Source organism: Pseudoalteromonas issachenkonii (genome assembly GCF_002310795.1).
Classification (GTDB): domain Bacteria; phylum Pseudomonadota; class Gammaproteobacteria; order Enterobacterales; family Alteromonadaceae; genus Pseudoalteromonas; species Pseudoalteromonas tetraodonis.
This window is the reverse complement of sequence record NZ_CP011030.1, coordinates 2081149-2106789: the sequence shown is the minus strand read 5'-3', so window position 1 is coordinate 2106789 and position 25641 is coordinate 2081149. Positions and strand designations below refer to the sequence as shown.

Annotated in this window: 16 protein-coding genes, 3 pseudogenes and 1 other annotated feature; of the genes and pseudogenes, 13 read left to right on the top strand and 6 right to left on the bottom strand. The window is 39.0% G+C overall.

All coding sequences use genetic code 11. The features are described from left to right. Positions 1-3: 3 nt before the first annotated feature. From PISS_RS09670 to PISS_RS09615, 12 genes and pseudogenes are all read left to right on the top strand, one after another. Positions 4-2220, top strand: coding sequence for a heparinase II/III domain-containing protein (locus PISS_RS09670; RefSeq protein WP_058154921.1), 2217 nt, complete (start codon positions 4-6; stop codon positions 2218-2220). Positions 2221-2225: 5 nt separating this feature from the next. Continuing rightward, on the top strand, positions 2226-2570 hold the full coding sequence (locus PISS_RS09665; RefSeq protein WP_002962963.1) for a cupin domain-containing protein: 345 nt from the start codon (positions 2226-2228) through the stop codon (positions 2568-2570). A gap of 2 nt (positions 2571-2572) precedes the next feature. Further along, complete coding sequence (locus tag PISS_RS09660; protein ID WP_002962964.1) at positions 2573-3880, top strand: MFS transporter; 1308 nt, start codon at positions 2573-2575, stop codon at positions 3878-3880. Positions 3881-3954: 74 nt separating this feature from the next. Next, positions 3955-4887, top strand: coding sequence for a sugar kinase (locus tag PISS_RS09655; protein ID WP_058154920.1), 933 nt, complete (start codon positions 3955-3957; stop codon positions 4885-4887). 229 nt (positions 4888-5116) lie between these two features. Beyond that, complete coding sequence (gene eda / locus PISS_RS09650; RefSeq protein WP_058154918.1) at positions 5117-5734, top strand: bifunctional 4-hydroxy-2-oxoglutarate aldolase/2-dehydro-3-deoxy-phosphogluconate aldolase; 618 nt, start codon at positions 5117-5119, stop codon at positions 5732-5734. Between the two features lie 14 nt (positions 5735-5748). Beyond that, the gene (fbaA, locus tag PISS_RS09645; RefSeq protein ID WP_039489411.1) at positions 5749-6831 is read left to right on the top strand and encodes a class II fructose-bisphosphate aldolase; all 1083 of its coding nucleotides are present in this window, start codon (positions 5749-5751) and stop codon (positions 6829-6831) included. Beyond that, complete coding sequence (locus PISS_RS09640) at positions 6828-7790, top strand: class 1 fructose-bisphosphatase (RefSeq protein ID WP_058154916.1); 963 nt, start codon at positions 6828-6830, stop codon at positions 7788-7790. The genes fbaA and PISS_RS09640 overlap by 4 nt, the downstream gene beginning before the upstream one ends. 452 nt (positions 7791-8242) lie before the next feature. Next, entirely contained in the window at positions 8243-9217 is a 975-nt protein-coding gene (locus tag PISS_RS09635; protein ID WP_058154914.1) for a hypothetical protein, read from the top strand. After that, positions 9180-10399, top strand: a protein-coding gene (locus PISS_RS09630) for an IS3 family transposase (RefSeq protein ID WP_223230517.1) whose coding sequence is annotated in 2 segments (ribosomal slippage) — positions 9180-9468 and positions 9468-10399 — 1221 coding nt in all. Because the reading frame shifts where the segments join, the coding sequence is not laid out codon by codon here. Before PISS_RS09635 ends, PISS_RS09630 begins: the two co-directional genes overlap by 38 nt. Continuing rightward, positions 9458-9574 (top strand) — a sequence feature (AL1L pseudoknot). It overlaps the preceding gene by 117 nt. Positions 10400-10436: 37 nt before the next feature. After that, positions 10437-11750, top strand: a pseudogene (locus tag PISS_RS09625) (polysaccharide lyase domain-containing protein); the annotation flags it as partial. 325 nt (positions 11751-12075) lie between these two features. Next, positions 12076-15108 carry a TonB-dependent receptor gene (locus PISS_RS09620; protein ID WP_058154912.1) on the top strand — a complete coding sequence of 1011 codons (3033 nt, stop codon included), beginning with the start codon at positions 12076-12078 and terminating at the stop codon, positions 15106-15108. Positions 15109-15631: 523 nt separating this feature from the next. Beyond that, positions 15632-18595, top strand: coding sequence for a TonB-dependent receptor (locus tag PISS_RS09615; RefSeq protein ID WP_058154910.1), 2964 nt, complete (start codon positions 15632-15634; stop codon positions 18593-18595). Between the two features lie 372 nt (positions 18596-18967). Here the strand turns inward: PISS_RS09615 and PISS_RS09610 are convergent, their stop codons facing one another. The 3 genes and pseudogenes from PISS_RS09610 to PISS_RS09605 form a co-directional block, all read right to left on the bottom strand. Next, positions 18968-20878: an aminotransferase class V-fold PLP-dependent enzyme gene (locus tag PISS_RS09610; RefSeq protein ID WP_058154909.1), complete on the bottom strand. Its 1911-nt coding sequence runs from the start codon at positions 20876-20878 to the stop codon at positions 18968-18970. A 312-nt stretch (positions 20879-21190) separates the two neighbouring features. Beyond that, positions 21191-21274: pseudogene (locus PISS_RS19045) on the bottom strand (endonuclease III); the annotation flags it as partial. 161 nt (positions 21275-21435) lie between these two features. Continuing rightward, on the bottom strand, positions 21436-22509 hold the full coding sequence (locus PISS_RS09605; protein ID WP_058154908.1) for a DUF418 domain-containing protein: 1074 nt from the start codon (positions 22507-22509) through the stop codon (positions 21436-21438). 89 nt (positions 22510-22598) lie between these two features. Here PISS_RS09605 and PISS_RS09600 point away from each other — a divergent pair, with 89 nt between their 5' ends. Continuing rightward, the gene (locus tag PISS_RS09600) at positions 22599-23153 is read left to right on the top strand and encodes a TetR/AcrR family transcriptional regulator (protein WP_028834979.1); all 555 of its coding nucleotides are present in this window, start codon (positions 22599-22601) and stop codon (positions 23151-23153) included. A gap of 203 nt (positions 23154-23356) precedes the next feature. On the opposite strand, the pseudogene PISS_RS09595 reads toward PISS_RS09600, so the two are convergent. From PISS_RS09595 to PISS_RS09585, 3 genes and pseudogenes are all read right to left on the bottom strand, one after another. Next, positions 23357-23605 (bottom strand): annotated as a pseudogene (locus tag PISS_RS09595) (endonuclease III); the annotation flags it as partial. Positions 23606-23728: 123 nt separating this feature from the next. Next, entirely contained in the window at positions 23729-24598 is an 870-nt protein-coding gene (locus PISS_RS09590; RefSeq protein WP_013465289.1) for a DMT family transporter, read from the bottom strand. Positions 24599-24732: 134 nt separating this feature from the next. Further along, entirely contained in the window at positions 24733-25440 is a 708-nt protein-coding gene (locus PISS_RS09585; RefSeq protein ID WP_058154906.1) for a helix-turn-helix domain-containing protein, read from the bottom strand. Between the last annotated feature and the right edge of the window lie 201 nt (positions 25441-25641).

The window sequence follows — 25641 nt, the reverse complement described above, 5'->3', positions numbered from 1 at the left end:
ACTATGTACTTATTAAAATGCCAAACACGTTTTAAAATAGCTGCTGTAGCTGCAATTACATTACTTACATCATTGGGGGCGCATGCAGCGCACCCAAACTTAGTGATTACTACTGATGATGTTAAGCAAATGCGCCAAGCAATTAGTAGCAACGGTAGCACAAAGTTTGCTACTGCGTTTGAATCGCTAAAAGCGCAAGTAGATGAACAAATTGCACAGCCTATCACTGTACCAGTTCCAAAAGATGGCGGTGGTGGTTATACACATGAGCGCCATAAGAAAAATTATCAACTTATGTACAACGCGGGCATTATTTATCAATTAAGCCAAGATGATAAATACGCTAACTATGTACGTGATATGTTGCTTGAGTATGCAAAATTATACCCAACGCTTGGTCTGCATCCAAAAAGTAAAATGGACTCGCAAAATCCAGGTAAGTTTTTTTGGCAAAGCCTAAATGAAGCAATGTGGCTTGTGTACACAATACAAGCTTATGATCTAATTCATGACTCGTTAAATGCCGATAATATTAAAACAATCGAGAATGACTTACTCCGTCCTGTTTCGTTGTTCACATCTGTAGGCCAACCGTCTACATTTAATAAAGTACATAACCATGGAACATGGGCAACAGCGGGTGTTGGCATGGCAGGGTATGTATTAGGCGAACCTGAGTGGGTAGAAAAATCATTATACGATTTAGAAAAGTCGGGTAAGGGTGGCTTTATTAAGCAGCTAGAGATGCTGTTTTCACCACAAGGTTACTATAACGAAGGTCCTTACTATCAACGCTTTGCACTATTACCATTTGTAACGTTTGCTAAAGCGATTGAAAACAACGAACCACAACGAAAAATCTTTGAATATCGCGATGGCATATTATTAAAAGCGATTGATACGACGATTCAACTTAGCTACAACGGTTTGTTCTTCCCAATTAACGATGCAATAAAAAGTAAAGGCATCGATACCATTGAGTTAGTAAATGGGGTAACGGCAGCGTATGGCTTAACCAACGATGCAGGTTATTTAGATATTGCTAAGCAACAAGACCAAATAATTCTCTCTGGTGATGGGCTAAAAGTAGCTCAAGCACTTGATAACAACATGGCAAAACCTTATTCGTTTAAATCCGTTGCCTTCGGTGATGGTAATGACGGTAAACAAGGTGCTCTAGTTGTAATGAGAACGCAGGTAGGTGGCGATCAAGCGCTACTGTTTAAACCTGCTGCACAAGGTTTGGGCCACGGTCATTTTGATAAATTAACATGGCAGTTTTACGACCACGGAAATGAAATTGTATCTGATTATGGTGCAGCACGTTTTTTAAATGTAGAAGCTAAATACGGCGGTCGTTATTTACCTGAAAACGAAACTTACGCTAAACACACTGTTGCGCACAATACGGTAGTGGTTGACGAAACAACGCATTTTAATGCAAATGTTGAAGTAGGAAATAGTAATTACCCTGCACTTAACTTTTTCGAAACAAATGAATACGGCACGGTTTCAAGCGGCGAAATAAGCACAGCTTATAAAGGCGTTGATCTTGAGCGTACGCTTGCACTTATTAACTTACCTGAACTACAAAGCACAGTTGCACTTGATATATTTGATGTTGTTGCAAATAAAGCGCATCAGCTTGACCTGCCTTTGCATTATAAAGGTCAGCTTATCGATACCAGCTTTGAGTTAAAAGCAAATGCAGCACAGCTGTCTGCGCTAGGTACTAAAAATGGCTACCAACATTTATGGCTTAAAGCTCAAGCGCAACCTCAAAGTGGTTTAGCTAAAGTAACGTGGCTAAACGAAAATGGTCGTTTTTATACGCAAACGAGCTTGGTTAAAGGTGATGAGTCTTTCTTGTTTACTCAAATAGGCGCAAATGACCCTCACTTTAATTTACGCAACGAAAATGGTTTTATTCGTCGTGTTGAGGGGCAAAAGCAACATAAGTTTATATCTGTATTAGAGCCACATGGTGAGTACAACCCAAGTAAAGAATATACCCTAGAAGCTGTTAGTCGAGTTACAAAGCTTGAATATAGTCAGCAGGGCGATTTAACACTTGTTGAACTTGATATTAAAGGCAACTCATATTTAGTGGCAATTAATAAAGCACAAACATCAGCTAAAAACACATTCAATTATCAAAATAAAGAGTTCACTTTAAATGGCCGATTAGGCGTTTATATGATGAACAATAATCAGGAGTAAATAGGATGCAAAAGCAAAGCGCAAACTTTTCATTTGGTAACGAGACCGAAATAGAAGACTTAGGAAATGGTCTAAAACGTCAAATGCTAGGTTATAACGAAGAGCTAATGGCTGTTAAAATTTGGTTTGAGAAAGGGGCTATTGGTTATAACCATGCTCACAGACATTCTCAAGTAACGTATGTTGTTGAAGGTGAGTTTCACTTTAACATTGATGGCGTAACTAAAATCTTAAAACCGGGTGATAGCTGCTTAATCCCACCATTTGCTGATCATGGAGCTACCTGCCCAACAGGCGGAATCCTGATTGATACTTTTAGCCCAGCGCGTGAAGACTTTCTTGAGGATTAATTATGCAACTTAAAGGCTTACGTTGGTGGGTTATAGCGCTAATTGCGCTAGCTACCATTATTAACTATATTGACCGCCAAGCACTTAGTGTGCTTTGGCCGGACATTGTTGAAGATTTATTTCCTGATGAATCAGCGCTAGAACGCAAACAAATATACGCTAATATTTCTATTGTGTTTGTATTTGCTTATGCATTTGGTCAGGCAATCTTTGGTAAAATATTTGACTGGGTGGGCACACGCTTCGGTTTTGTACTATCAATAGGTGTTTGGTCTATTGCAACCGTTGCGCATGCATTTGCACAAGGTGTACTTAGTCTTAGTATTTTTCGCGCAATCTTAGGTGTAGCAGAAGCCGGTAACTGGCCTGGTGCAGCTAAAGGTAACGCAGAATGGTTCCCTACTAAAGAACGTGCTTTAGCACAGGGTATTTTTAACTCTGGCGCCGCAATTGGTGGCATTATTGCTATTCCTTTAATTGCTTATTTAACTATCTACTTTAGCTGGCAAATGGTGTTTGTTTTTGTTGGTGCATTAGGTTTCCTTTGGTTAGTTCCATGGTTAATTTTAGTTAAAGCACCGCCTAGCTCACATCCTTGGCTGACTGCCGAAGAACGTGAATATATCTTAACGGGTCAAAGACGTGTTGATGACAACGGTGATGTAACTGGTGAAGACGAAGAGGAATATAACCCTACAACTGCTGAGTTACTTTCTCGTAAGCAAAGCTGGGGTGTAATCATTGCCTCTGCCGCAATTGACCCAATTTGGTGGTTATTTGTTTTTTGGATCCCTATTTACCTAAATGAAGTATACGGTATGGATGTTAAATCTATTGGTATATACGGTTGGGTACCTTATGTTGGCGCTATGTTTGGTGCTTGGTTTGGTGGCTTATTGGCTCAAAACCGACTCAAAGCAGGTTGGAATACAGATAAAACACGTAAGCTTACTATTACGCTGGGTTGTTTAATTATGTTACCAGCGCTACTTGCAATGGCAAATCCAGGCGGACCAACAACAGCGGTACTAATTATGGCTGTTATCTTATTTGGTTTTCAAACTGCAATTGGTAACGTGCAAACACTACCAAGTGATTTGTTAGGTAAAAAAGCAGTGGGTACATTATCAGGTTTTTCTGGTATGGCGGCAAAGCTTGGTGCTGTAGGTCTTACATCGCTAGTACCTTTTCTTACTGCTGATGGTAACTACACACCAGCATTTGTAATTGGTGCTTCTTTAGCCATCATAGCAATGGCAGCTGTTTGGATTTTAATTCCAAAAATAGAACCTCTTAAAAAGCCTCAATAATCTAGATAATAACTGCTATGCCAACATATTTTGTATAAGTGCATAGCAGTTAACTACATAGGGTAACTTCCAAGATGAAAAATATTTACTTTATCGGTGAATGCATGGTCGAGCTTAGAGCTATGAGCGCGGCAACACTGCACCAATCATTTGCAGGCGATGTTTATAATTCTGCAGTGTATTTAAAACGTTGCTTCCCGCAGGTTACTACTTCGGTTGTTACGGCTTTAGGTCAAGATAATTTAAGTAAAAAAATGCTAGAACGCTTTGAAAGTGAACAAATAAATACGCAACTTGTATTTGCTCACGACACCAAAGTACCTGGTATGTACTACATAGAAACTGATGAGCATGGTGAGCGTAGCTTTATTTATTGGCGCAATGATTCTGCAGCTAAAAAGGTTGTTGATTTTTTAGATGCTGATGCACTCGAGCAGCTTAGCCAAGGTGATATGTTTTTCTTTTCAGGGATTTCATTAGCAATAATTGAAGAAAGTGCACGTGAAGACTTTTGGAAAGTTGTAAAGCAGCTTAAAGATGCTGGGGTTAAAATCGTTTTTGATCCTAATTACAGAGCACGTTTGTGGAATAGTGTAGAGGAAACAAAAGAGCAGTATCATTTAGCCTTTACGTTTGCAGATATTACCCTACCAGGCGTTGAAGATTTAACAACACTTTATGACGTTCATAGCGTAGAAGCAGTAGTTGAATATTTAAAGCCTTACCAAATTGAAGAAATTGTTGTTAAAAATGGCCCTGAATCGGTAGTGACAAAAGAGGGCTATACGCTTCAAAGCCACACCATAATACCGGTAACAAATGTTGTAGATACGACATCCGCAGGCGATGCCTTTAACGGTGTTTACTTAGGTGCACGTTTATCTGACAAATCAATTTCAAGTGCTGTACAACTTGCTGCAAAAGCGGCAGGGACTGTTATACAGCAACCAGGTGCTATTGCTCCAAAAGATATATTTCAGCTAGCAATGGCTGAAGCTGGGATCTGATACCAATTTTATTAAAAACATGATCACCTTAGCGTATTAAATAATTCACTAACTACGTTAAAAATTATTTATATAGAGCAACTATGTATCATAATTTTAGCCTTGTTATTGAGCTATTTTCTTGTCGCTATAATAGCTCATTAATTTAATGCAATTGGTATAACAAAATAATTAAACATTAAAGGCCGCCATACCTCGGCCGCATTACTTTTTATAAAGGAACAACGTTATGACTCGCTTTTCTGAACTTATGGCAGGACAAACACTGCTACCTATAATTCAAGCAGATACTCCAGAGCAAGGTGTTCAAATAGCGAAAGCTATGGCCAATGCTGGGCTTACTTTAGTTGAAGTAGTGCTAAGAACAGAGGCATCAATAGAGGCATTAAAAGCTATTAAAGCACAGGTGCCTGAGCTAAAAGTAGGTGCGGGAACAGTCATCAATACTGATATTTTGGAGCAAGCACTTGAAGCGGGTTCTGATTTTATTGTAACCCCAGCGGTGTCTCCTACGTTACTTGAAGCACTTGCTAAATGTAATGTGCCGGTACTTCCTGGTGTATCAAACACCGGTGATATTTTAATGGCGCTTGAATATGGCTTTGAAGAGCAAAAATTATTCCCAGCATCGCTTGCCGGTGGCGCTCCTTTTGTGTCAGCTGTGTCGTCAGTATTTAGAGCAGTCAGCTTTTGTCCTACAGGTGGCGTTAGCGAAAGTAACAAAATGGACTATCTTTCTTTAAATAATGTATTCGCCGTTGGCGGTACTTGGATAGCGAAGAAAGAATGGGTTGAACAAGAAAATTGGCAAGCAATTACTGATTCTTGTATCCAGGCTTTAAAATAGAAAGGATTTCATAAATGAATTATTTAGCCCCAACAATACTACCAGGCGTAATCGTTGGCGACGAAGTAAGTGCTGTGTACGAGCATGCACGTACTAATCAATATGCGTTGCCAGCGGTAAATGTTGTTAGCACAACATCTATTAATGCGACGCTAGAAGCTGCTAAAAAGAAAAACTCGCCCGTTATTATTCAGCTTTCTAATGGTGGAGCACAATTTTTTTGTGGTAAAAGCTTATCTTTACCAGAGCAACAATCAGCTGTGCTTGGGGCGGTAAGTGCTGCAAGATATGTACATTCAGTGGCAGCACATTATGAAGTAGCAGTGATGCTTCACACTGATCACGCAGCTAAAAAGCTACTACCTTGGATTGATGGTTTGCTTGATGAAGGTGAAAGACACTTTGAACTGACTGGCAAACCATTGTTTAGCTCACATATGATTGATCTGTCAGAAGAGCCTTTAGAAGAAAATATCGAAATTTGTGAACGTTACTTAACGCGTATGGCAAAAATAGGTATGACGCTTGAAATTGAGCTTGGTTGCACGGGTGGCGAAGAAGACGGTGTTGATAACTCACACTTAGATAGTTCTGCTTTATATACTCAACCTGAAGATGTTGCATTTGCTTACGAACGCTTAAGTCGTATTAGCCCTAACTTTATAATTGCAGCCTCTTTTGGCAATGTTCATGGAGTATATAAACCGGGTAACGTTGTTCTTACGCCAACTATTTTAAAAGATTCACAAGCTTACGTATCAGAAAAATTTAATCTACCAAGTAACTCAATTAACTTTGTTTTTCATGGTGGTAGTGGTTCTGAGTACAGTAAAATTGCAGAGTCTTTAACGTATGGTGTAGTGAAGATGAATATTGATACCGATACGCAGTGGGCGTGTTGGACAGGTATTTTAGATTACTACAAAGACAAGCAAGCATACCTACAAGGGCAAATTGGTAACCCTGACGGGGATGATAAGCCAAACAAGAAATACTATGACCCTCGTGTATGGTTGCGTCATTCAGAGCAAAGTATGGTTGCAAGGCTAGAGCAATGCTTTGACGATCTAAATTGTGTAAACAGGTATAGCGCATGAAAAGATTAAATACAGTATTGAAAGAAGACGGTGTAGATACCGATCTTATTTTACTTATTCGCACAATTTTAGCGACCAGTAAAGAAATTGCTTTTCGAGTAAGCCAAGGTGAATTAGCCGGTGTTTTAGGCTCAACTTTGAATGAAAACGTTCAGGGCGAAGTTCAAAAAAAGTTGGATGTAATCGCAAACCAACTACTTAAAGACATCCTACTTGATGATAGCAGCGTACGTTCTGTTGCATCAGAGGAAGAAGATCATGCGGTAGGCGGCCACCCTGAAGGTAAGTTTATTGTTGCTTTTGACCCGTTAGATGGCTCTTCTAATATTGATGTTAATGGGCAAATAGGCACTATATTTACTATTTACTTAGCCCGTGATGATGTTCCTTTTGATAGCGACGAGCAATTTAGTCAGCCCGGTGTAAATCAAGTGTGTGCAGGCTATGTGTTATACGGCCCTTCATCATTACTTGTAATGAGTACTGGCGGTCCTACGCGTTGTTATACGTTAGACTCAACACATGGCGGTTACTTACTGACAAACAAGCAGTTAAGTGTGCCAGAACAAAGTCGCGAATTTGCCGTAAATATGGCTAACTACCGTTACTGGGACGAACCAACACAAGTGTATTTTGATAAATTGCTATACACCTGTGAAAGCTTTGAAAAAAGCTCAATGCGTTGGAATGCAGCGATGGTAGGTGACGTTCATCGTATTTTATGCCGAGGCGGGTTATTTTTGTATCCACAAGATAAACGCAGTGGTAACGATAACGGAAAAATAAGACTGCTTTATGAAGCAAACCCGTTAGCACTTTTAGTTGAAAACGCAGGTGGTAAAGCAACCTCTAGAGGAGCGCGAATTTTAGATATTGCGCCCACTAGCTTGCACCAGCGTGTGCCTGTTGCTATGGGCTCAAATGAGCCTGTAGAGTTTTATAATAACGCCATGTTATAAAACAGTACTCAAAAAAAAGGGGTAAGAAAATTGCCCCTTTTTTTACCCTTAATTTTAATTCTCTTTGTAAATCATCCTCTTTAGACAAACTCACTTCTTTTCTTATTGTCTTCAAATAAGAATACTTCACATATATTAAATAATATTACTTACTAAACCCTATATAAAACTAAGTTTTTACTATAACGCTATGTATCTTCAACGTTATTTTTCACAATTGAATTCAATTTTTAACCAATAACAAAAGCCCAAGGTTAACTTGGTGTTTGTTTATTGTTATTTAATTAGGTGGCGATAGTGGAAAAACTTATTTTATTGTGGTTATATTACCAAGTTGGTTAACAATTTATTTGCAATTTAAATGAATTTGGTAATAAACACATGATTTATTTGGTAACACACACAATAGATAGCCAAATATTAAAACTATAAATTTGGAGAATAGAGCCACCATGAAATTCAAACATTTTGCGCTATGCGCTATTGCAGCAGCAATCGTTGGTTGTGACACAAACTCAAACAACAATGACAACAACTTGGGCTCTATTGCTCTTAGTGGAACTGTTACAAGCGGACAAACATTAACAGCTGAAGTTAATGATACCGATGGGGCGACAGGAGATATCACTTATCAATGGCTTGCTGACGCACAAGAGATAGATGGCGCAATAGAGAGCACCTTTACAGTTGATGCATCACTTTTAGGTCAAAAGGTAAGTGTTCAGGTTGCTTATACAGATGATAATGGGTTTATCGAGGATAATACATCAGAGGAAACAATTGCTGTTTCTGCTGTTGCGGTTGACGAAGCCGGTAGCGTAGCCATTATGGGTGTAGTGCCTTATTTAACAAATGGCGAGTTAACCGCTGAGGTAACTGATAACAACGGCGTTGAAGAGGCTAACGTTACTTATACTTGGTCTGCTGATGGCGTTGAAATAGCTGGGAGCAATAGTAAAACATTTACGCCTTCTGATTACGCTGGCTCAATAATGTCAGTAAAAGCCACGTATACAGATAATGATGGCTTTGCGAGTGAGGTTACAAACTCACTTGATACACTGGTTTACACACAATTAGTTAGTAACCCTGAAGCACTTCTTGGTGCTATAAGTGGCGGTTTAGCTGACGGTGATGTTATTGGCTTAAACACGGGTGTTTATGCTGATATGGACGCAATTTTATTAACCAGTGCAGTAACGCTTCGCGCTGTAGAAGGTCAAACTCCTGTACTTAGTGGTGAAGTATGTGTGCATGTAGCTGCTGGAGTAGATGGCGCTGGGTTAACAGGGCTTACCTTTAAGAATATAGATACTAAAGCGGGTGCATTTTGTGAAACTGAATCGCCCCGTGTTTGCCAGAGACTCAATAACTTGAGAAACTGGAACTATGAAAAAATCAAATCGCTATACATCAGAATTTCGTGAACGTGCAATTAGGCTTGTTACCACACAACAGCATGAATACCCTTCTCTTTGGGCTGCGCTAGTATCGATTTCAGATAAACTGGGATGTACCCCAGAAACACTTAGAGCATGGGTCAAGAAATCTCAAGCTCAACCGTCTAAACCCTCTTCTAATACGCAATCAACTGAAGAACGCCTTGCCGTCTTAGAGCGCGAGAATAAAGAGCTCAAGCGAACGAATGATATCCTGAGGCAAGCTGCCGCTTTTTTCGCCCAAGCGGAGCTCGACCGCAAACAGAAGTAATAGTGGATTTTATTGATGCTTGCAGAGAGCATTACGGTGTCGAGTCAATTTGCAAGGAATTGCCGATTGCACCATCAACGTATTATTCTCATAAACAGATACAAAGAGAGCCTGAGCGACTGTCTAACCGCAAAAAGCGTGATGCTGAGCTGATAATACTCATTCGCGAAGTGTGGGAGGATAATATGTCAGTTTATGGTGCAAGAAAAATATGGAAGCAGCTACAGCTTGACGACCATCAAGTCGCCCGCTGTACAGTCGAACGATTGATGCGAGTTATGGGAATTCAAGGTGTTCGTCGGGGTAAAGCACATAAGACAACGATACCTGACGAGCAACAAGATAAGCCACTTGATTTAGTTAATCGTCAATTTACTGCTGAGCAGCCAAATCAACTTTGGGTAGCTGACATCACCTATGTTGCCACATGGAGTGGGTTTGTTTATGTCGCTTTCGTGATAGATGTTTTTTCACGATACATTGTAGGTTGGCGTGTATCAACGACAATGCACACAGAGCTTATTCTTGATGCGTTAGAGCAAGCTATTTGGCATCGTGGCAACCCCGAAGGGTTAATTCACCACAGCGACAGAGGCAGCCAATATTTGTCTATACGATACACTGAGCGACTTGCTGAAGCTGGAATTCAAGCGTCTGTAGGCAGTGTGGGTGACTCTTATGACAATGCATTGGCTGAAACAATAAATGGATTATTTAAAACAGAGATTATTCGCAGAAATGGCCCGTGGAAGAATGTTGATGCTGTTGAATACGCAACGTTAGAGTGGGTCAATTGGTTTAATAATCAACGCTTATTATCTTCAATTGGGTATATTTCACCAGCTCAATATGAAACAGACTACTATGATAATTTAAACGAGTCAGGTAAAGTGGCCTGACTTAAACAAACTGGTCTCCGATGAACTCGGGGCGATTCAAACCGAAGAAGGTGCTGTTATTTACTCAGAAGGGGATAACTTTACTTTTTCGCAAAACACGATGGATGGAGAAGAAGCGACACTCAATAACTCTGAATACCATTGGCTGATGATAAAAGGTCAAGGTGCGTTGGTTGAGCGAAATACATTCTCTAATCGAAATGTAGCAGAAAAAGGGTCTGTGATAAAAATATCATCATCAAGCTCTGATCACGTTATTCAATATAATTTATTTAGTGACAGTGATAATCCAAACTTTGGTCAATCAAGTTTATATTTAATCAATGCAGGTAGCACAACGGGTAGCGGTGCAGCTGATAACGCAAACTTTACTATTCAGTATAACCGCGTAGAAAACTTTGTAACAGGTCGTCGTTTAATGCGTGTACAAACTTCTGGTGCAACCATCAAAGGCAATACAATCGTGAATCCTAATGGTGGTATTTCACTAGAAGATGGTGGCTTCAACAGTGTTACAGATAACATTATTATTCGAACTACCGATATTGCAAGCTCTGATGATCGCCCAGCGGGTATATTAATCACACCACTTGGTCACACTGTGAGTAACAACTACATTGCAGGTATTCGTTCTGGCAATAAAGAAGCGGGCGGTATTGTATTTACGGCAAATCCATTTTCGCAAGCTGACGGCGGTGTGCCAAACTCGGGTAACCAAGCTGTACTTGATGCGGCTGGCGACTTTACACTAAATGTAACAAACAATACGGTTTTGAATTCACAGCAACCTATTGTATTTAGTACGGAAATAGGCCCTAAAGCACCAACAAGTGATTGTGATGAGTTAACCGCAGCGAATGCGCCGGTACTCTATGGGCTGACCAAAAATGCGTTTGTTATAAACTTTAATGGAAATTTAATTGCAAACGGTTTAGGTGATCAAACAGACGCAGATACAATAAGCAGCAGTGCTACAACTCAAGGCCTATTTTACCCAAATACACTTGATAGTGACCATGCTTTTGAATATGACTGTGACTTAATTAATCATGATAGTTCGGTGCTAAGTAACAACTTTGGTTATATGGATAGTCGAGTATCAGGCGATGCAAGCGGTGACTGGGTTGAAATCAGAAAACTAAATGGTAATGGCGCATTCGATACTGATGGTGCAATTGACCAAGACCCAGCAACTAACGGTAAAGAAGTGCTTGAGTACGTTACAGCAGCAAGTACGTTATTAGAAACTGACCCTGCAGGCCTTCAGGCAGAGGCAGGTGCTAAAGGTCTTCATTATATTCAATCATCTGAAGTAGGTGTTGGATCTACATGGAAAATACAAAACGATTAAGTAACCAATTAATCAGTTAACTTTTAAAAGCCCCAAATTTGGGGCTTTTTTATTATTTATTAATAATCACCACACTTTTCTCAACCTACATTACCCATTTATCGACTAGTTTAGATCTATATATATTCTAGTAAAAAACCTGCCTGACCTACTGGTAATGCCGTTAAGTTAAAATTGGTATACCTTATGGTAATATTAAAACGTCAAATTGGTTGATCATCGTGCTGGGTTTAAGTATATTAATGTCAAAGGTCACATAAAATATACATCAGCATAACAAGCTAACACACTAAAATCACACAACAACAACCAGCGGAGAATTCAAATGTCGTTGAAGTCACGAGATAACAATAATTCTACAACAGGGCAGTTTGCAATGCGCCCAGTTGCAAAATGGGTAAGAACAGCGGTCATCGCAGGTATGGCAAGTTCTTGCGTATTTACAGCAAGCGCACAGGAAGATCAGGGAAAAGCGACAGAAGTTGAAGAAGACGTTGAAATAATTAGTGTTACAGGTACACGTAGAACGATACAAGATCAAATAGCAATTAAACGTGAAGCAACAACGGTAGTTGATGGCCTGTCATCTGAAGATATTGGTGATTTACCAGCACTGTCTATCGGTGAAGCACTAGAATCAATTACAGGTGCTGCATCTCACCGTGAAAACGGTGGTGCTACAGAAATCACTATCCGTGGTCTTGGTCCATTTTTAAGTGCAACACACATTAATGGTCGTGAAGCGACTAATGGTAGTGGTGACCGCTCAGTTAACTTTTCGCAGTTCCCTTCTGAACTTGTAAAAAAAGTAGCGATATATAAAACGCAAGATGCGTCAATGATTGAAGGTGGTGTTGCAGGTGTTATTGCACTTGAAACTATAACTCCACTTGATTTTGGCAAACAACGTGTATCAGCTGAGGTTAAATTAAATTACAACCCAGACGAAGGTAATGTAGATAACTCGCTGCAAAGTGACGCGGGTTACCGTGGCACGTTTAGTTATGTTGATCAGTTTGAATTTGATAACGGCCAAGCCGTTGGTGTGTCTTTTGGTGTGCAGCGCCAAGAAATTAGTCAACCAGAGGCTGAATACAGAAGTTCTAGCCCATCAGGTTCTTCATTGTGGGCGTGTTTAAACGATCCGACTAATACCAATGAAGGTTTTTATCGCAGCAGCGCAGGCGACTGTGAAGACCAAGTTAATGGCAGTAGTAACCAAGGTTACGATACAGAAATTGATCCAGAAACAGGTAAAGCAGTAAGTGATGGGACTCCTTATGCTTGGACTGGCAGTAGCCGAAGCTTTCGCCAAAACGAGACATCTGATGAACGTGATGCAGTATTTTTTGCACTGCAATACCAACCGTCAGCTGATTGGGATGTTAACTTTGATGCACAGATTTCAGATAGAACACAACAAGAAGCACGCCACGATTTAATCTTTTTACAAAAACGTGCAACACCAGGTGTAACCGGTCCAACACTTGTAACTAACGATGTAGGCGGTATTTTACATTGGGAAGGTGAAGAGCGTATTGAATCAGCGGGTGAGCAATTTTCTCGTGAAGAAAACTACCAAGGTTACGGCATAAATATAGAACATACAGTTACCGATAGATTAACTGTTGACTTAGATTTAGCGTATTCAAAAACTGAACGTGAAGAACTTCAAATATCTAACCGTGGTAGAACATCAGGTCGCAATTTCTTTTCTTGGGATATGGGCGATGAAATTCCTCATTTCACACTGACAGATTTTGACGTAACAGATATTTCAAACTTTACAGATAGCCTAAGAACACGACTTGACCGTGAAAATGTTCGTGAAAACGAAGTTATCTCAGCGCGACTAGATTTTGACTATGCGCTAGATGGCAACGTTTTTACAAGTATTCAAGGTGGTATTAGAACATCTGAAATGACCTTCCTACAGTATGGTGGTAGCCAAGGTAACGGTTCAAGAAACGAATTTACACTAGACTCTGGTACTGAAGCGCTTGACGTATTACAAGGTTGTCAAATCGATTTCCCTGAATCAGGCTTTTTATCGAGTGTATCTGATGGTGATATCGTAACAAATATTGATAGCGACGGTAACGTTGTAGCTAGCGGTACAGGTTCATCATGGGCTACATACGACAACGTATGTTTCTCACAAGCTGTAGCTGGTTCTAACGCTGATGGTGTGTTTGCTTACCCAGAAGTGGAATATGAAAATGCAGGTACAATTGATGTAACAGAAAAAACAACATCAGTGTACTTAATGGCTAACTACGATACTGAAATGTTTGGCAAATTCATTCGCGGTAACTTTGGTCTTCGTATTGTAGACACAGATGTAACTTCGATTGGTTTTAGAAATAGCTTTGATGTTGTAACAAGTGATACCGGTGTACTGTCTCTAGTTGAGTCTGATAACGGTTCACTGGATAAAATAAAAAGTGGTGGCGATTACACTAAGTATTTACCAAGCTTTAACCTAGTTATTGATTACAGCGAAGATATTTTATTCCGAGCAGGTATATACCGTGGTATGTCACGCGCAAATCCATCTAATTTAGGTTATAGCCGTACATTCCAAGAAGATACAGAAGGTACAGCAACATCAATCAGCGATTTATTAGTGGGTGTAAATGGTTCTGGTAATCCAGACACTCAACCACTTATGTCTTGGAACTACGACGCTGCGTTTGAATGGTACCCTAACGAAGATTCAATCTTAGCGTTAAGCTTATACTACAAACAGTTCAATGGCGGTTTTCAACAACAAACCGTAATTGAAGATTTTACTGTTGCCGGTGAAACAGTTTCATTACCAATTACTAACTCTGTTACATCAGACGAGGACAGTGAAATATTAGGTCTTGAAGCTTCATTTTCTTACCGCTGGGATAATGGCATCGGTATGAAATTTGGTTACAACTATGCAGACACTGACTTTGAGTTCCAAGATAGCTTATACGGCGATACGTTTGTTACTGATGTAGACGGTAATACTACACAATTAACTGACGGTATTGTTGAGTCGGCTTCAGTACCTGGCTTCTCAAAGCATGTATTTAGCAGCCAGCTGTACTACCAAATTGGTGGGTTTGATACTGCCGTTATTTACAAATATCGTAGTGAGTATTTCCAACCATATACTACAAATGGTACTCGACTTCGTTATGTTGATTCTGTAGGCGTATGGGAAATGCGCGCATCATACAAAATTGATGAGCACTTTAGAGTTAAAGCAGAAGCAATTAACTTGTTCAGCGCACCTAAATCACAAGATTTCTTTGTTGAAGGAAACTTAGGTGAAGTGAATGACTACGGCCCACGTTTATTCTTAGGTTTAAGCTACAAGCTGTAATAATAGTTAAACATTAAATCACATTACAAAGGCGGTTTTACCGCCTTTTTTTGATCCCTAAATTCTTCAATTTTATATTTTCAATAGCGCTAATAAATAGTACTCAACACAGCTCGCTTTCTAATAAACGCTTCTTGACTCAAAACTAAATTGGTTAACCAATAATGCCATTTATTCAGCACGCCCAACATCATCGGTTTCTCCTTCCTAAATTATTTCATTTTTAAAACACTAACTCTTTTAACCCTTGTAATTAACAGCTCAATTTCTAATTAAATTTAAAATCAATAAATAACAAGAACTTAAAATCTACTTTATGATTTTAAATTATAGGTTAGTTAAGTTTTCTATTTTGGTAATAACATATTGCATAATATTTGATCTAAATTTATTACCAAAAGGTTGACCTTTTTATGGTTGGGTGTAAATATAAAGTTAAGGGTTTGTAATAATTAAGGGCTTTTAATAAAAACAATAAAGTAGCTGGTTAAACATAGCATTTCACACACACAGGAAAAAAACTATGAGTCACAAGTTATCTAAAATTACACTGGCAGTTATATCGGCAACAGCACTTGGTATGTCTTTGTCTACACAGGCGCAAGAAGCTCCAAAAAAAGCTGCAGACGATCTTGAGGTTATTGAGGTTTCAGGCATTCGACAATCGCTTACAAATGCGCTTGCACAAAAGCGTTCAGCAGATAGCCTTGTTGAGATTATTGAGGCTGTCGATATTGGTAAGCTACCAGATCAAAACCTCGCAGAAGTACTTGAAAATGTAACGGGGATTCAAATTACCCGTGAAGCAGGGGTAGGTACGGGCGTTCAAATTCGTGGTACCAATGCTAATCGTACAGAAGTGAACGGCGTATCAACAGTTGGCTCTGGGTCTGGGCGAAGTGGCATTAGTTTTGAAGATGTATCAGCTGCAATCATCTCCGGTGTAGAAGTAATTAAGTCACCTGAAGCAAAAACAATCGAAGGCTCTGTGGGCGCAACAATAAACCTTAAAACAATTCGCCCGTTACAGTTAAATGAAACTCTAGGCTCAATTAGAGTACAAGGTGAAGATAGTAGCTTATCAACAGATGGTGTTACTCCTAGGGTATCGGGTGCTTGGGGTGATAACTGGGAGCTTGATTCTGGCGGTAAGTTTGGTGTTGTATTTAGTGGTAGTTACAGTGAGCAAGACGTAACCGCATTTCGTCCTCGTGCTGATAGAGATAATTCGGTAGCCGCTGATAGTGGTGCTGCAAGTGCACAATCGTTTGATTTTCTACCAGTACAATTTTTAATTCAAGATTACGATAATTACGAATACGAGACAAAAAACTTCGCAGGTACATTTGAATATGCACCAAACGATAATATGAAATTCTTTTTTGATGCAGTTGTTAACGATCAAGAGCGCCGCCAAGAAAGCTCAAGAGTACAAGCATCTGGCCTAAGTGATCTTAGAAATGTATCAATACCGAGTGAATTTGAAACAGTTAATTTTGGTTCACTTGACGGACAAAACCTAGGCAGCATACAAGCGGCCGTAAGAGGCGTTATTCCGGTTGAAGACGGTGGTGGCGATCCTAATTTACGTTTTTCTAGTGATACTAATTCACGCATAACAAAAAGCAAAATATTTAGAATAGGGGGCGAATGGCAAGGCGATAGATTATTTGCAAGTGTTGAAGCCTCAACCTCTCGTTCTGATTCAACTACACCAAGCTTTAATACAACGCTTAATTTTATAAATCCAAATGTCGCTACTAATTCGTCAAATGAAAACGGTACTCCTTTTGAGTATGATCTTACAGGTGATGCACTTACATTTGGTATTGCAACGGGGGAGGCAAACGCACCAACAATGGCTCAATTACTCGACCCTGCAAATGTTGTTCTACGTGACGTAAACCAAGGGCAAGATGAGTCAGAAAATACAGAAGATGCGTTTCGTACAGATTTTACATATTACTTAGATGATGTAATAACGTCAGTCGATTTTGGTTACCGCTACAGTAAAACGAGCAGTATGTCGGATCAAGTTCGCTCTAACGTTGGTTTAAGAAATATGGCTGATAGCCCAACGGGTGATTTATTTGCACAATTATTAACAGCGGGCCCAGATAACTTTAATGATGGTGATGGGCGAGCACTTTATATTCGTGATTTCTTACTTATAAACCCAGAGCTTGCATCCTCTGATCCACAAGCTGTATTAGCAGCACTTAACCAAGCGATTGAAGCTAATAATGCAATAACAGGTTCTGATCGTGGTCCAATAAGTTCACCAACGTCTCAAGTAAATGCGTTTTTTGATATTGAAGAAGAAACACATGCCTTATATGCACAAGCTAATTTTGAGTATGGCATGTTTCGCGGTAACTTTGGCTTACGTTATTTAGAGACTGAAGTTACATCGCTAGGTAACTCTGTTACTCAAGATGGAAGTGGCAACGAACTGGTGACTCAAGTAACGTCAAAAGGTGATTACGATTTCTTTTTACCACGATTTAATTTAGCCGCGAATGTAAGTGAAGATGTGATTGTTCGTCTAGGTTGGTCAAAAGATATCAGACGCCCAGATTTTGATGACCTATCTACATCCGTTACGTTTGGCACCAGCCCTAATAGTGCAGTTTCAATAGGTAACTCAGGCTTAGAACCAGAAGAAGTAACCTCTTTCGATATATCCACTGATTGGTATTTTGCACCCGCTGCTTTATTAAGTGTGGGGTACTTTCATAAAACACGTAGCGATTTGCACGTTACACAGCAAGTTGACCCATTTGAAGACCCAAACACAGGCTTTCGCGATACAAATGGTCCAGAATGTGAAGGCGGCGGCATATTTAACCCAATTGCTGACATAAACGTATTTGGCCCAGATGCTGGTGTAGGGTTATGTGTACCAACACAAACTACTATTAATGATTCTGGCGAAACAACACAGCAAGGCATCGAGCTTGCAGCTCAATACGACTTATCAAATTTTGAAAAAGAGCTAGGCTGGGCATCAGGTTTTGGTGTTGTTGCTAACTACACCTATCAAGAATTTTCTGGTGGTGAATCATTTGACACCGCAACGAGTCGTGCAAATGCTGTTTTTGCATTAACAACCGGTAACCCGGATGCAGACATCAGTGCTAAGCAATCACTCATTGATCTGTCAGAAAACGCATATAACATCACATTTTACTATGAGAAATACGGTCTATCTGCTCGAGCGCGTTACACGTGGCGCGAAGGGTACCGTTCAACTGACTTTGGTAGCACTTCAAGCTTCCCATGGGGTTTCCCTGTTGTACAAGAAGACAGAGGGCAGCTTAATGCCAGCATAAGTTATGATGTGAACGATCAGCTAAATATCGGTATTGAAGCCGTTAACTTAACTGAGTCAGAAGTTAGCCAGTCTTGTGTAAACGAAGGTGCTTTACTTTGTTTCCAAGGTATTACAGACCGCCGTATTACATTTGGCGCAAGCTATAGATTTTAAAGGTTATAGTTAAATCGAGTCTATAAGTGTGTGTATTTAAAGACGCTAAAAGCAAGCCACCTGGCTTGCTTTTTTTTAACTATAATTAGTTAACATTTACAAAAATGATTTATTCCACTTTGTATTTTACTTATCAATACCGTTACAGCGGCAATGTCTTGCGACACTACCACCAGTAATTATACCAACCTGCATAAATCTTTGATCAATTTAACGAATTAAATTGCACTATAACGTCGTTAAAAATTTTTTATTTAGAACAACTAGATACAAAAATTTTTGCCTAGTTCTAGCGTAATTTTCTTAACGTTAAATAGACCCCGTATATAAGCAGATTGGTATTATTATCGAGATAGTATTAAACCTATACCGTTACTTCTTAACCTTACCCTTAAGAACATAAATTTCACCATCGAAATTGCCTTGTATCGTCAGTCCTTGGCTTGCCAACTCTTGCAAATATTCAACATGATCATCAGTGATATGCTGACCTGGGACTAAAAGCGGAATGCCCGGTGGGTATGGAGTAACTAAACCTGCACAAATGCGGTTGTTACTTTTGCTAATAGGCACAGATTCGCGGTCGCCATAAAAAGCATCGCTTGGAATACACGCCAAGTCTATGGCTGGTAAATTTTCAGGTAAGCGAGCTCTACGCGTCGATTTCGATAGTTTTACTTTACCGCTATCTAGCTTTTTTAATGCATTGTACAAACGAATTATTTTTGAGCGTGTGCCGCCAAGCGTCAGTAAAACCAAAATGGTGCTGTGTGTGTATTTTTCTATCTCTAGCCCAATTTCATCCAGTAGATATTTATGAATATCTTTTAATGAGTAAGGTAGCTCACTAATATCAATAAGGATCTTTAATGGATCGTGACCCATATTATCACCACTAAAATGCGGGAATATTTCCATAAAGTCTTGCTTAGCTAATACTTTAATTTGCTTAAGCGAGGCCATCTGTTGTTTAAACTCCTCAACATGATTTAGCAGCGCATTGAGCAGCTTATAGCCTTCCATCTCTAATTGCTTTTGGCATACGTCAAGCGATGCAATAAGCTGATATTTAGGCGATGTACTAGCGTAGATACTATAAATCTCTCGAAAGAAATCGGCATCAAAATCGGGATCGTTAATATGAATATAAGACGCTTGAGAAAACGCCGATACTACTTTATGCGCCGAATGCGTAATGTAGTCAGCCCCTGCATGTATCGCAGAATAATGACGAAAGCTAGGATGAAACAAAGAGTATGCAAACCAGGCTTCATCTATAAATACCTTAATACCATATTGATGAGCATAATCCACGACTTGTTTCAGGTCGCTAAGCAGGCCATCGTAAGTACAACCGGTAAGCACTAGTAATTTAGCATCAGTATTGTTTTCAATTGCTAACTTGATGTCGGCCAACGATGGTGGCGCGAAAATGCCATATTTTGGATTTAAGATACTCGCCAAATAAATGGGGTAGCTAGCTGATTGCAAGATGCCATAGTGTACTGATTTATGGCAATTACGGTCGACAATTACTTTATCTCCCTTGCGCAGGAGTGTCTGCAAAATGATTTTATTTGAGGTAGATGAACCATTTGTAACAAAGTAGGTGTGCTTAACTTCAAACGTCGCCGCCGCTGATTCTTGAGCGCGACCAATGGTATTAGTGCTGTCTGACAATGAACCTAGCGAGTCTACCGAAACCGACAGGTCGCCAACAAATACATTGCGGCCGTAAAACTGATAAAAATCTTTGATGTAAGGTGAGTTTCTAAAGCTAGAACCCCCACTATGACCCGGTGTATGCCAAGAATCGTTTGCTTCGCCAACATAGCGGCGGTACGCAGTCCAAAATGGGGTCTCTGAGCGGTCATCGAAATCGTTGATCATATAGCCTAAAATTGCTTCAGGATCAGAAATTACCTCATCTTTAAAAAAGAAAGACTCAATCTCCTCCGACTCATTAACGATTTCAAGCCCCTTCGTATCATCGCCAATAACATAAACAGGCAGCTCAAGGCGGATCCCTTTTAACTGCTCGATAAAGCGACTATAAGTGCGTTCGCCAACCTTATTTTGCAAATCCCAGCTAAGCACTACAGCCTGAATATCACCATCTTCCTCTACAATGTCCAACGCTTGTTTTAGCTCAAGACGCTCAATAATATCGATATGAATATCATCTCGCTCAAAATTGACAATGGTCTTCGACAGATTCGTTGAAAGCTCTTGTAAGGTGACTGGATCTTGCTCAATTAACAAGATACGAAGTATTGGTAGCATAGGAATTCTCGTAATAAAATTTCATAATGCTCAACAGCATAACTAAAGGATTGACGCTTGTGAAATTAATACTTTGAAAATGTTCCAATAATTACGGCAAATCACGAATAAACAGATTTTATTTGAATTGATTTACAAGGTATGAAAAATGAAAGGTGCCAAAGTTAGACACCTACTTTGAATAAACAAAAAAGCAACACTGGAATACGAATTAATCATTGAGCTTATTCTTATAAGCCTGATAATTGAGGTTTAGTATTAACAATCGTGCTAAATGAACGTTTTTTATTTACGGATCTATTCTGCTTTATCTTTAAACTCTTTAGGCACTACTTTTTCGAGCTTCTTTTCTACTTCAACAACGTTCTTACCCATAGCAAACTTATCAAGGTTTGAGTCGGCCAGCCGAAAGATAATAAAAGTAGATGCAAAAGGTAATACCTATAGGATGCTTTTATTAACTTCCTGATTGTTACTATCGACATAGCATTATTTACCCTAATTAAACAGCTAACAGTCTCAATAGTTTTAGTTTTTTAAAACAATGTTTTGGCCTACTAAGTGCATTTTTTAAAAATCCATTCTAAAGGCCCGTGTTTAAAATACTTGAGCCAAAACACACTGAAAATTATGCTAATTATGCAAAAGACCAATGCCGCAAATATTGACAAGTCTATGGTTTGATTAACGAGTAAGCCAGTTGCCTCAAGAATTCCCATGCCAATAATGACATGTGCTACATACAGAGTTAACGTTAACTGCCCAGTTTTGCTTAGCCACTCAATTAACCGGTTGGTAGGAAATACACTTGCTAGTTTTAGAGAAACCAGCAAAACAAGAACGGCAGAGCTTGCAGCTGAAAACATATATTGTGGCAACGGCGGTATTATTGACGTGGTTAACAAAAACTCAATTTCATCTTTTGACATGCCAATAGACGGGTCATCTCCTGCCCACATTCTCAGCATATAGAAGCTTGCTTCTACAATAAGTAAAATACTTAAAGACCATGTAAACAAAGACTTCCTTACATTAGCATTGGATAAATCTTGTTTACCCAACCATATGCCAAATAACAAGAAACCACACCATGGTAAAACTGGGTGATAACCATTAAAGAAAAGGTGTCTAATCACTCCTTCAGTTGTCCAAAAACCAGAATAACTAAGCTCAAGCCAATCCCATCCTTTTTCGTAATCAAAGAATAGCCACATTAATGGAAATGCAAAAACAAAACCGATAGATGCACTGAGCAGTTTCTTGCTGCTAAGAGTAAATAATAATGCAGCTATCAAAAAATAGAATGCATAGAATTTCAAGATGTCGGCTTCCCAAATAGGTGTAAAAGCCAAGCCAATCAAAAGTAGTAAAACAGACCTTTTTATCAAAGAGGTTCTTACTTGCTTGATGTGTTCAAGTGATTCACTGGTAACACATTTTTTAGTTAAAAACGCAATACCTATACCCGCTAATATAACAAACAAAGCCGAAGCCCGACCTTCGAATAGAGCCGCAAACTCTATTAATTGTGGTGTGCCAATATCGGCGTTCATGGCTAACTTAAAGTTGACAATAACCATACCAAAGAGCGCTAACGCTCTTGCAAAGTCAATACCGATTAGTCTATTCACTCTCTTGCTCCACAGAATTCATTTTTAACTTTTGAGACATTGCTGTATCATAATGGAACTTAATAGATGATACAAGGCTGTCTCATAAAATGGATGCAAGAACAAATAATTCGAGAAAAAAAATTATTCAATCGGGGTTAAAACTGTTTATTCAAAATGAGGACTCAACGCTAGTTGACGTGGCTAAAAGGGCTGAAGTTGGTAGAGCAACGGTGTACCGCCAATTTAAGCATAAGGAAGCGCTTCAAGAAGAGATTGCGTTATATTGTTTAGACCGCTTTGATGAAGTAAATATGTCCGTTGAAAATAAAGCTAAAGACTCATTGGATGCTATTAGGCTTGTATTCGAAAATACTTTGCCGTTATACGAGGAATTCGCTTTTTTGCAAAAATTCGAGAAGATGTTTCAGAAAAGTGAAAAGCTTCAAGTTCGTATACAACAGCAAGATAACGAGATACGAGAATTGATAAAACTTGCGAAAGATGAGGGGTTATTAAGTAAGCACTTCTGTGTTGATTGGGGTTTTTATTTTTTTGAAGGTTTATTGTACGCAGGTTACAAGATGAGTCATCTAGATAATTACAGTTCAGGTAAGGCAGCACATTTAGCTTTTTTATCGTTCAAGAGTGGGGTTGCTTCATAACCCCCTCAAGAATATAGATGTAACATTAATTTACTGAAGACAGTTACTAAGCACATCTTGTGGTTAATTTATTTAAAAGATCAGTTTGCTACCTATCTGTTCTTTTTTGGGTGGAAATCGACACAACTTAAGCCAGCGATGTCGCAACATGACAATGGGTAAGCCAAAGCTAAGGTCCGCTTTCGTATCTTAACAGGTGGGAGCTATTCAGTCTTATCTTTAAACTCACATAAATCTTCAATTATACAGCTGCCACACTTTGGCTTACGCGCCACACAGGTATAACGTCCATGTAAAATGAGCCAGTGATGTACATCTACTTTAAACTCTTTAGGCACTACTTTTTCGAGCTTCTTTTCTACTTCAACCACGTTCTTACCCATAGCAAATTTAGTACGGTTTGATACACGGAATATACGCGTATCTACAGCAATTGTCGGCCAGCCAAAAGATAATTAAGGTAGATAGCAAAAGGAAAACCTATGGACTGCTTTTAGCCATATGCTGACATTAAGCCTTAGCAAATTCAGGAGCATATTTAGGGCTATATATCTACATTGTTTTGACGGCTAACCTTAGTTTTTTTGAGGTTTGATTGTTTGCATCAATAGGCATAGTGATACTAAAGCTACGCCTGCCCAACCTATTACTTTAAATTTTTCCCCAATAATGACTATAGCTAAAACAGTTGCAACTAATGGTTCAATTAAGGTGATTAATGTCGCTTTACTTGCATCTATATAATTCAAGCCAAAACCAAATAATAAATATCCTAAAAACATTGGAATTATTGCCATATATAAAGATACGAAAGCATTAGATGAACTTGAAAATAAGTTATCACCCGTAAACCATAATGAAGGAAGTAACAATAGTGCAGCACAACCGAATAGCCCAGACATGGACGATGTTGAGTGAACGCCACTTTCAATTAAACACCTTGCCGCCCATGAATAACCTGCATAAGTTAAACCAGCAATACAACCTAAAATAATCCCCAAACCCTGTTGATTGATACTGTAAGCATTATTATTACTCTGGTCTTTACCTAAAGTTAACAGAGCAATACCTATAGCACCAATGACAAAGCTCAACATCCATTGCAATGAAATGTCCTTTTTGCTAATAAGACGTTCAAGGATTCCAGCAAAAAAAGGTGCAGTGGCTATAGATACTACAGTACCAATGGCAACACCTGATAAGCGCATTGAGGTATAGAATGCTAATGGGTAAATAGCGACAGAAGTGACACCTAAGAGAAATATTTTAGGCTGTTCGAGCATCAGCTTATAATCTATAAGTAGCTTTTTTCGAGCTGTGATTACAAGTAACACTCCTCCTATCCCCATAGAGAATGCACCAATAGCCAAAGAGCTTACATCTGGGGAGTAGCTTGCAGCAGTACCAGTTGTCCCCCACAAGAAACTAGCAACAATAATCGCCATTACACCTTTAAAACTTCCGTGATGATTTTCCACAATGAGACTTATTTATAATAACTTCAATATAGAAATAGTATGCTAATTATGTAGGGTGTTTTTAACAATTAAGACGCAATAGTTAACAATTCCGACTAAGTTTACTTTTTGAATTTTGTTGGTGATAGACCAAAGTATTGTGAAAACTTTCGGCTAAAGGCCGAGGGTTCTTTATAACCTACTTTTTCACCAATAATTGGTAACGGATAATCTGTATGCGTAAGTAATGCTTGGGCTTTTTCCATTCGAAGTTTTGTTACGTACTTCATCACGGTCATACCTGTTTGTATTTTAAATAGTTTCTTAAACTGTGTTTCACTCAGGAAAGCAGATTCAGCTAAACATTTAATTTGAAGCTGCTCTGCAATATTTTGCTCTATGAAGGATATTGCTGTACCAATGCGACTATCTACCTTTGGTAATAAAGTTTGCTCTGCCAGCAGTAAGCTGAACATTTCGAACATCGCCTGTTCTAATTGAGCATTAACTTTGTTTTCTAGTTGGTTTTCGATAAAAGTTAAGTAACTTCTAAGAGATGAGTTAATTGCAAAAACAATACATTGTGAAGATGAAATATTTAGCGGAAGATTTTTCATATCTACGACTACAAACCTAGCTTCAGTGTTTGCAGTGAACAGGTGCTCTTCGTTGGCTTTAACTACAACACATTCACTTGGTGCAACTTTTCCATTGAAATCACCAACACATATATTTATGACACCACGTAAAGGTAGAACCAACTGATTAAATTGATGTGAGTGACGAACTGGCTTTGTGTTATAGGAGCGGATGGATAATAGATTTTTCATAATAATAGAAAACGTATTGCCTTATTTCATCATGATTAGGGTTATATATCTTAGAGTAATGAATTCTAAAGTGAAGTCTTAGTTTCTACTGGTGTTTTTAATTAAAGTTTATATGATCAATGTGGCGGCTTAGTTGACTGTCAAGATGATGATAGCTCTACGTTTAATGGATACTAAAAATATCTCTGAAAACTATTGATG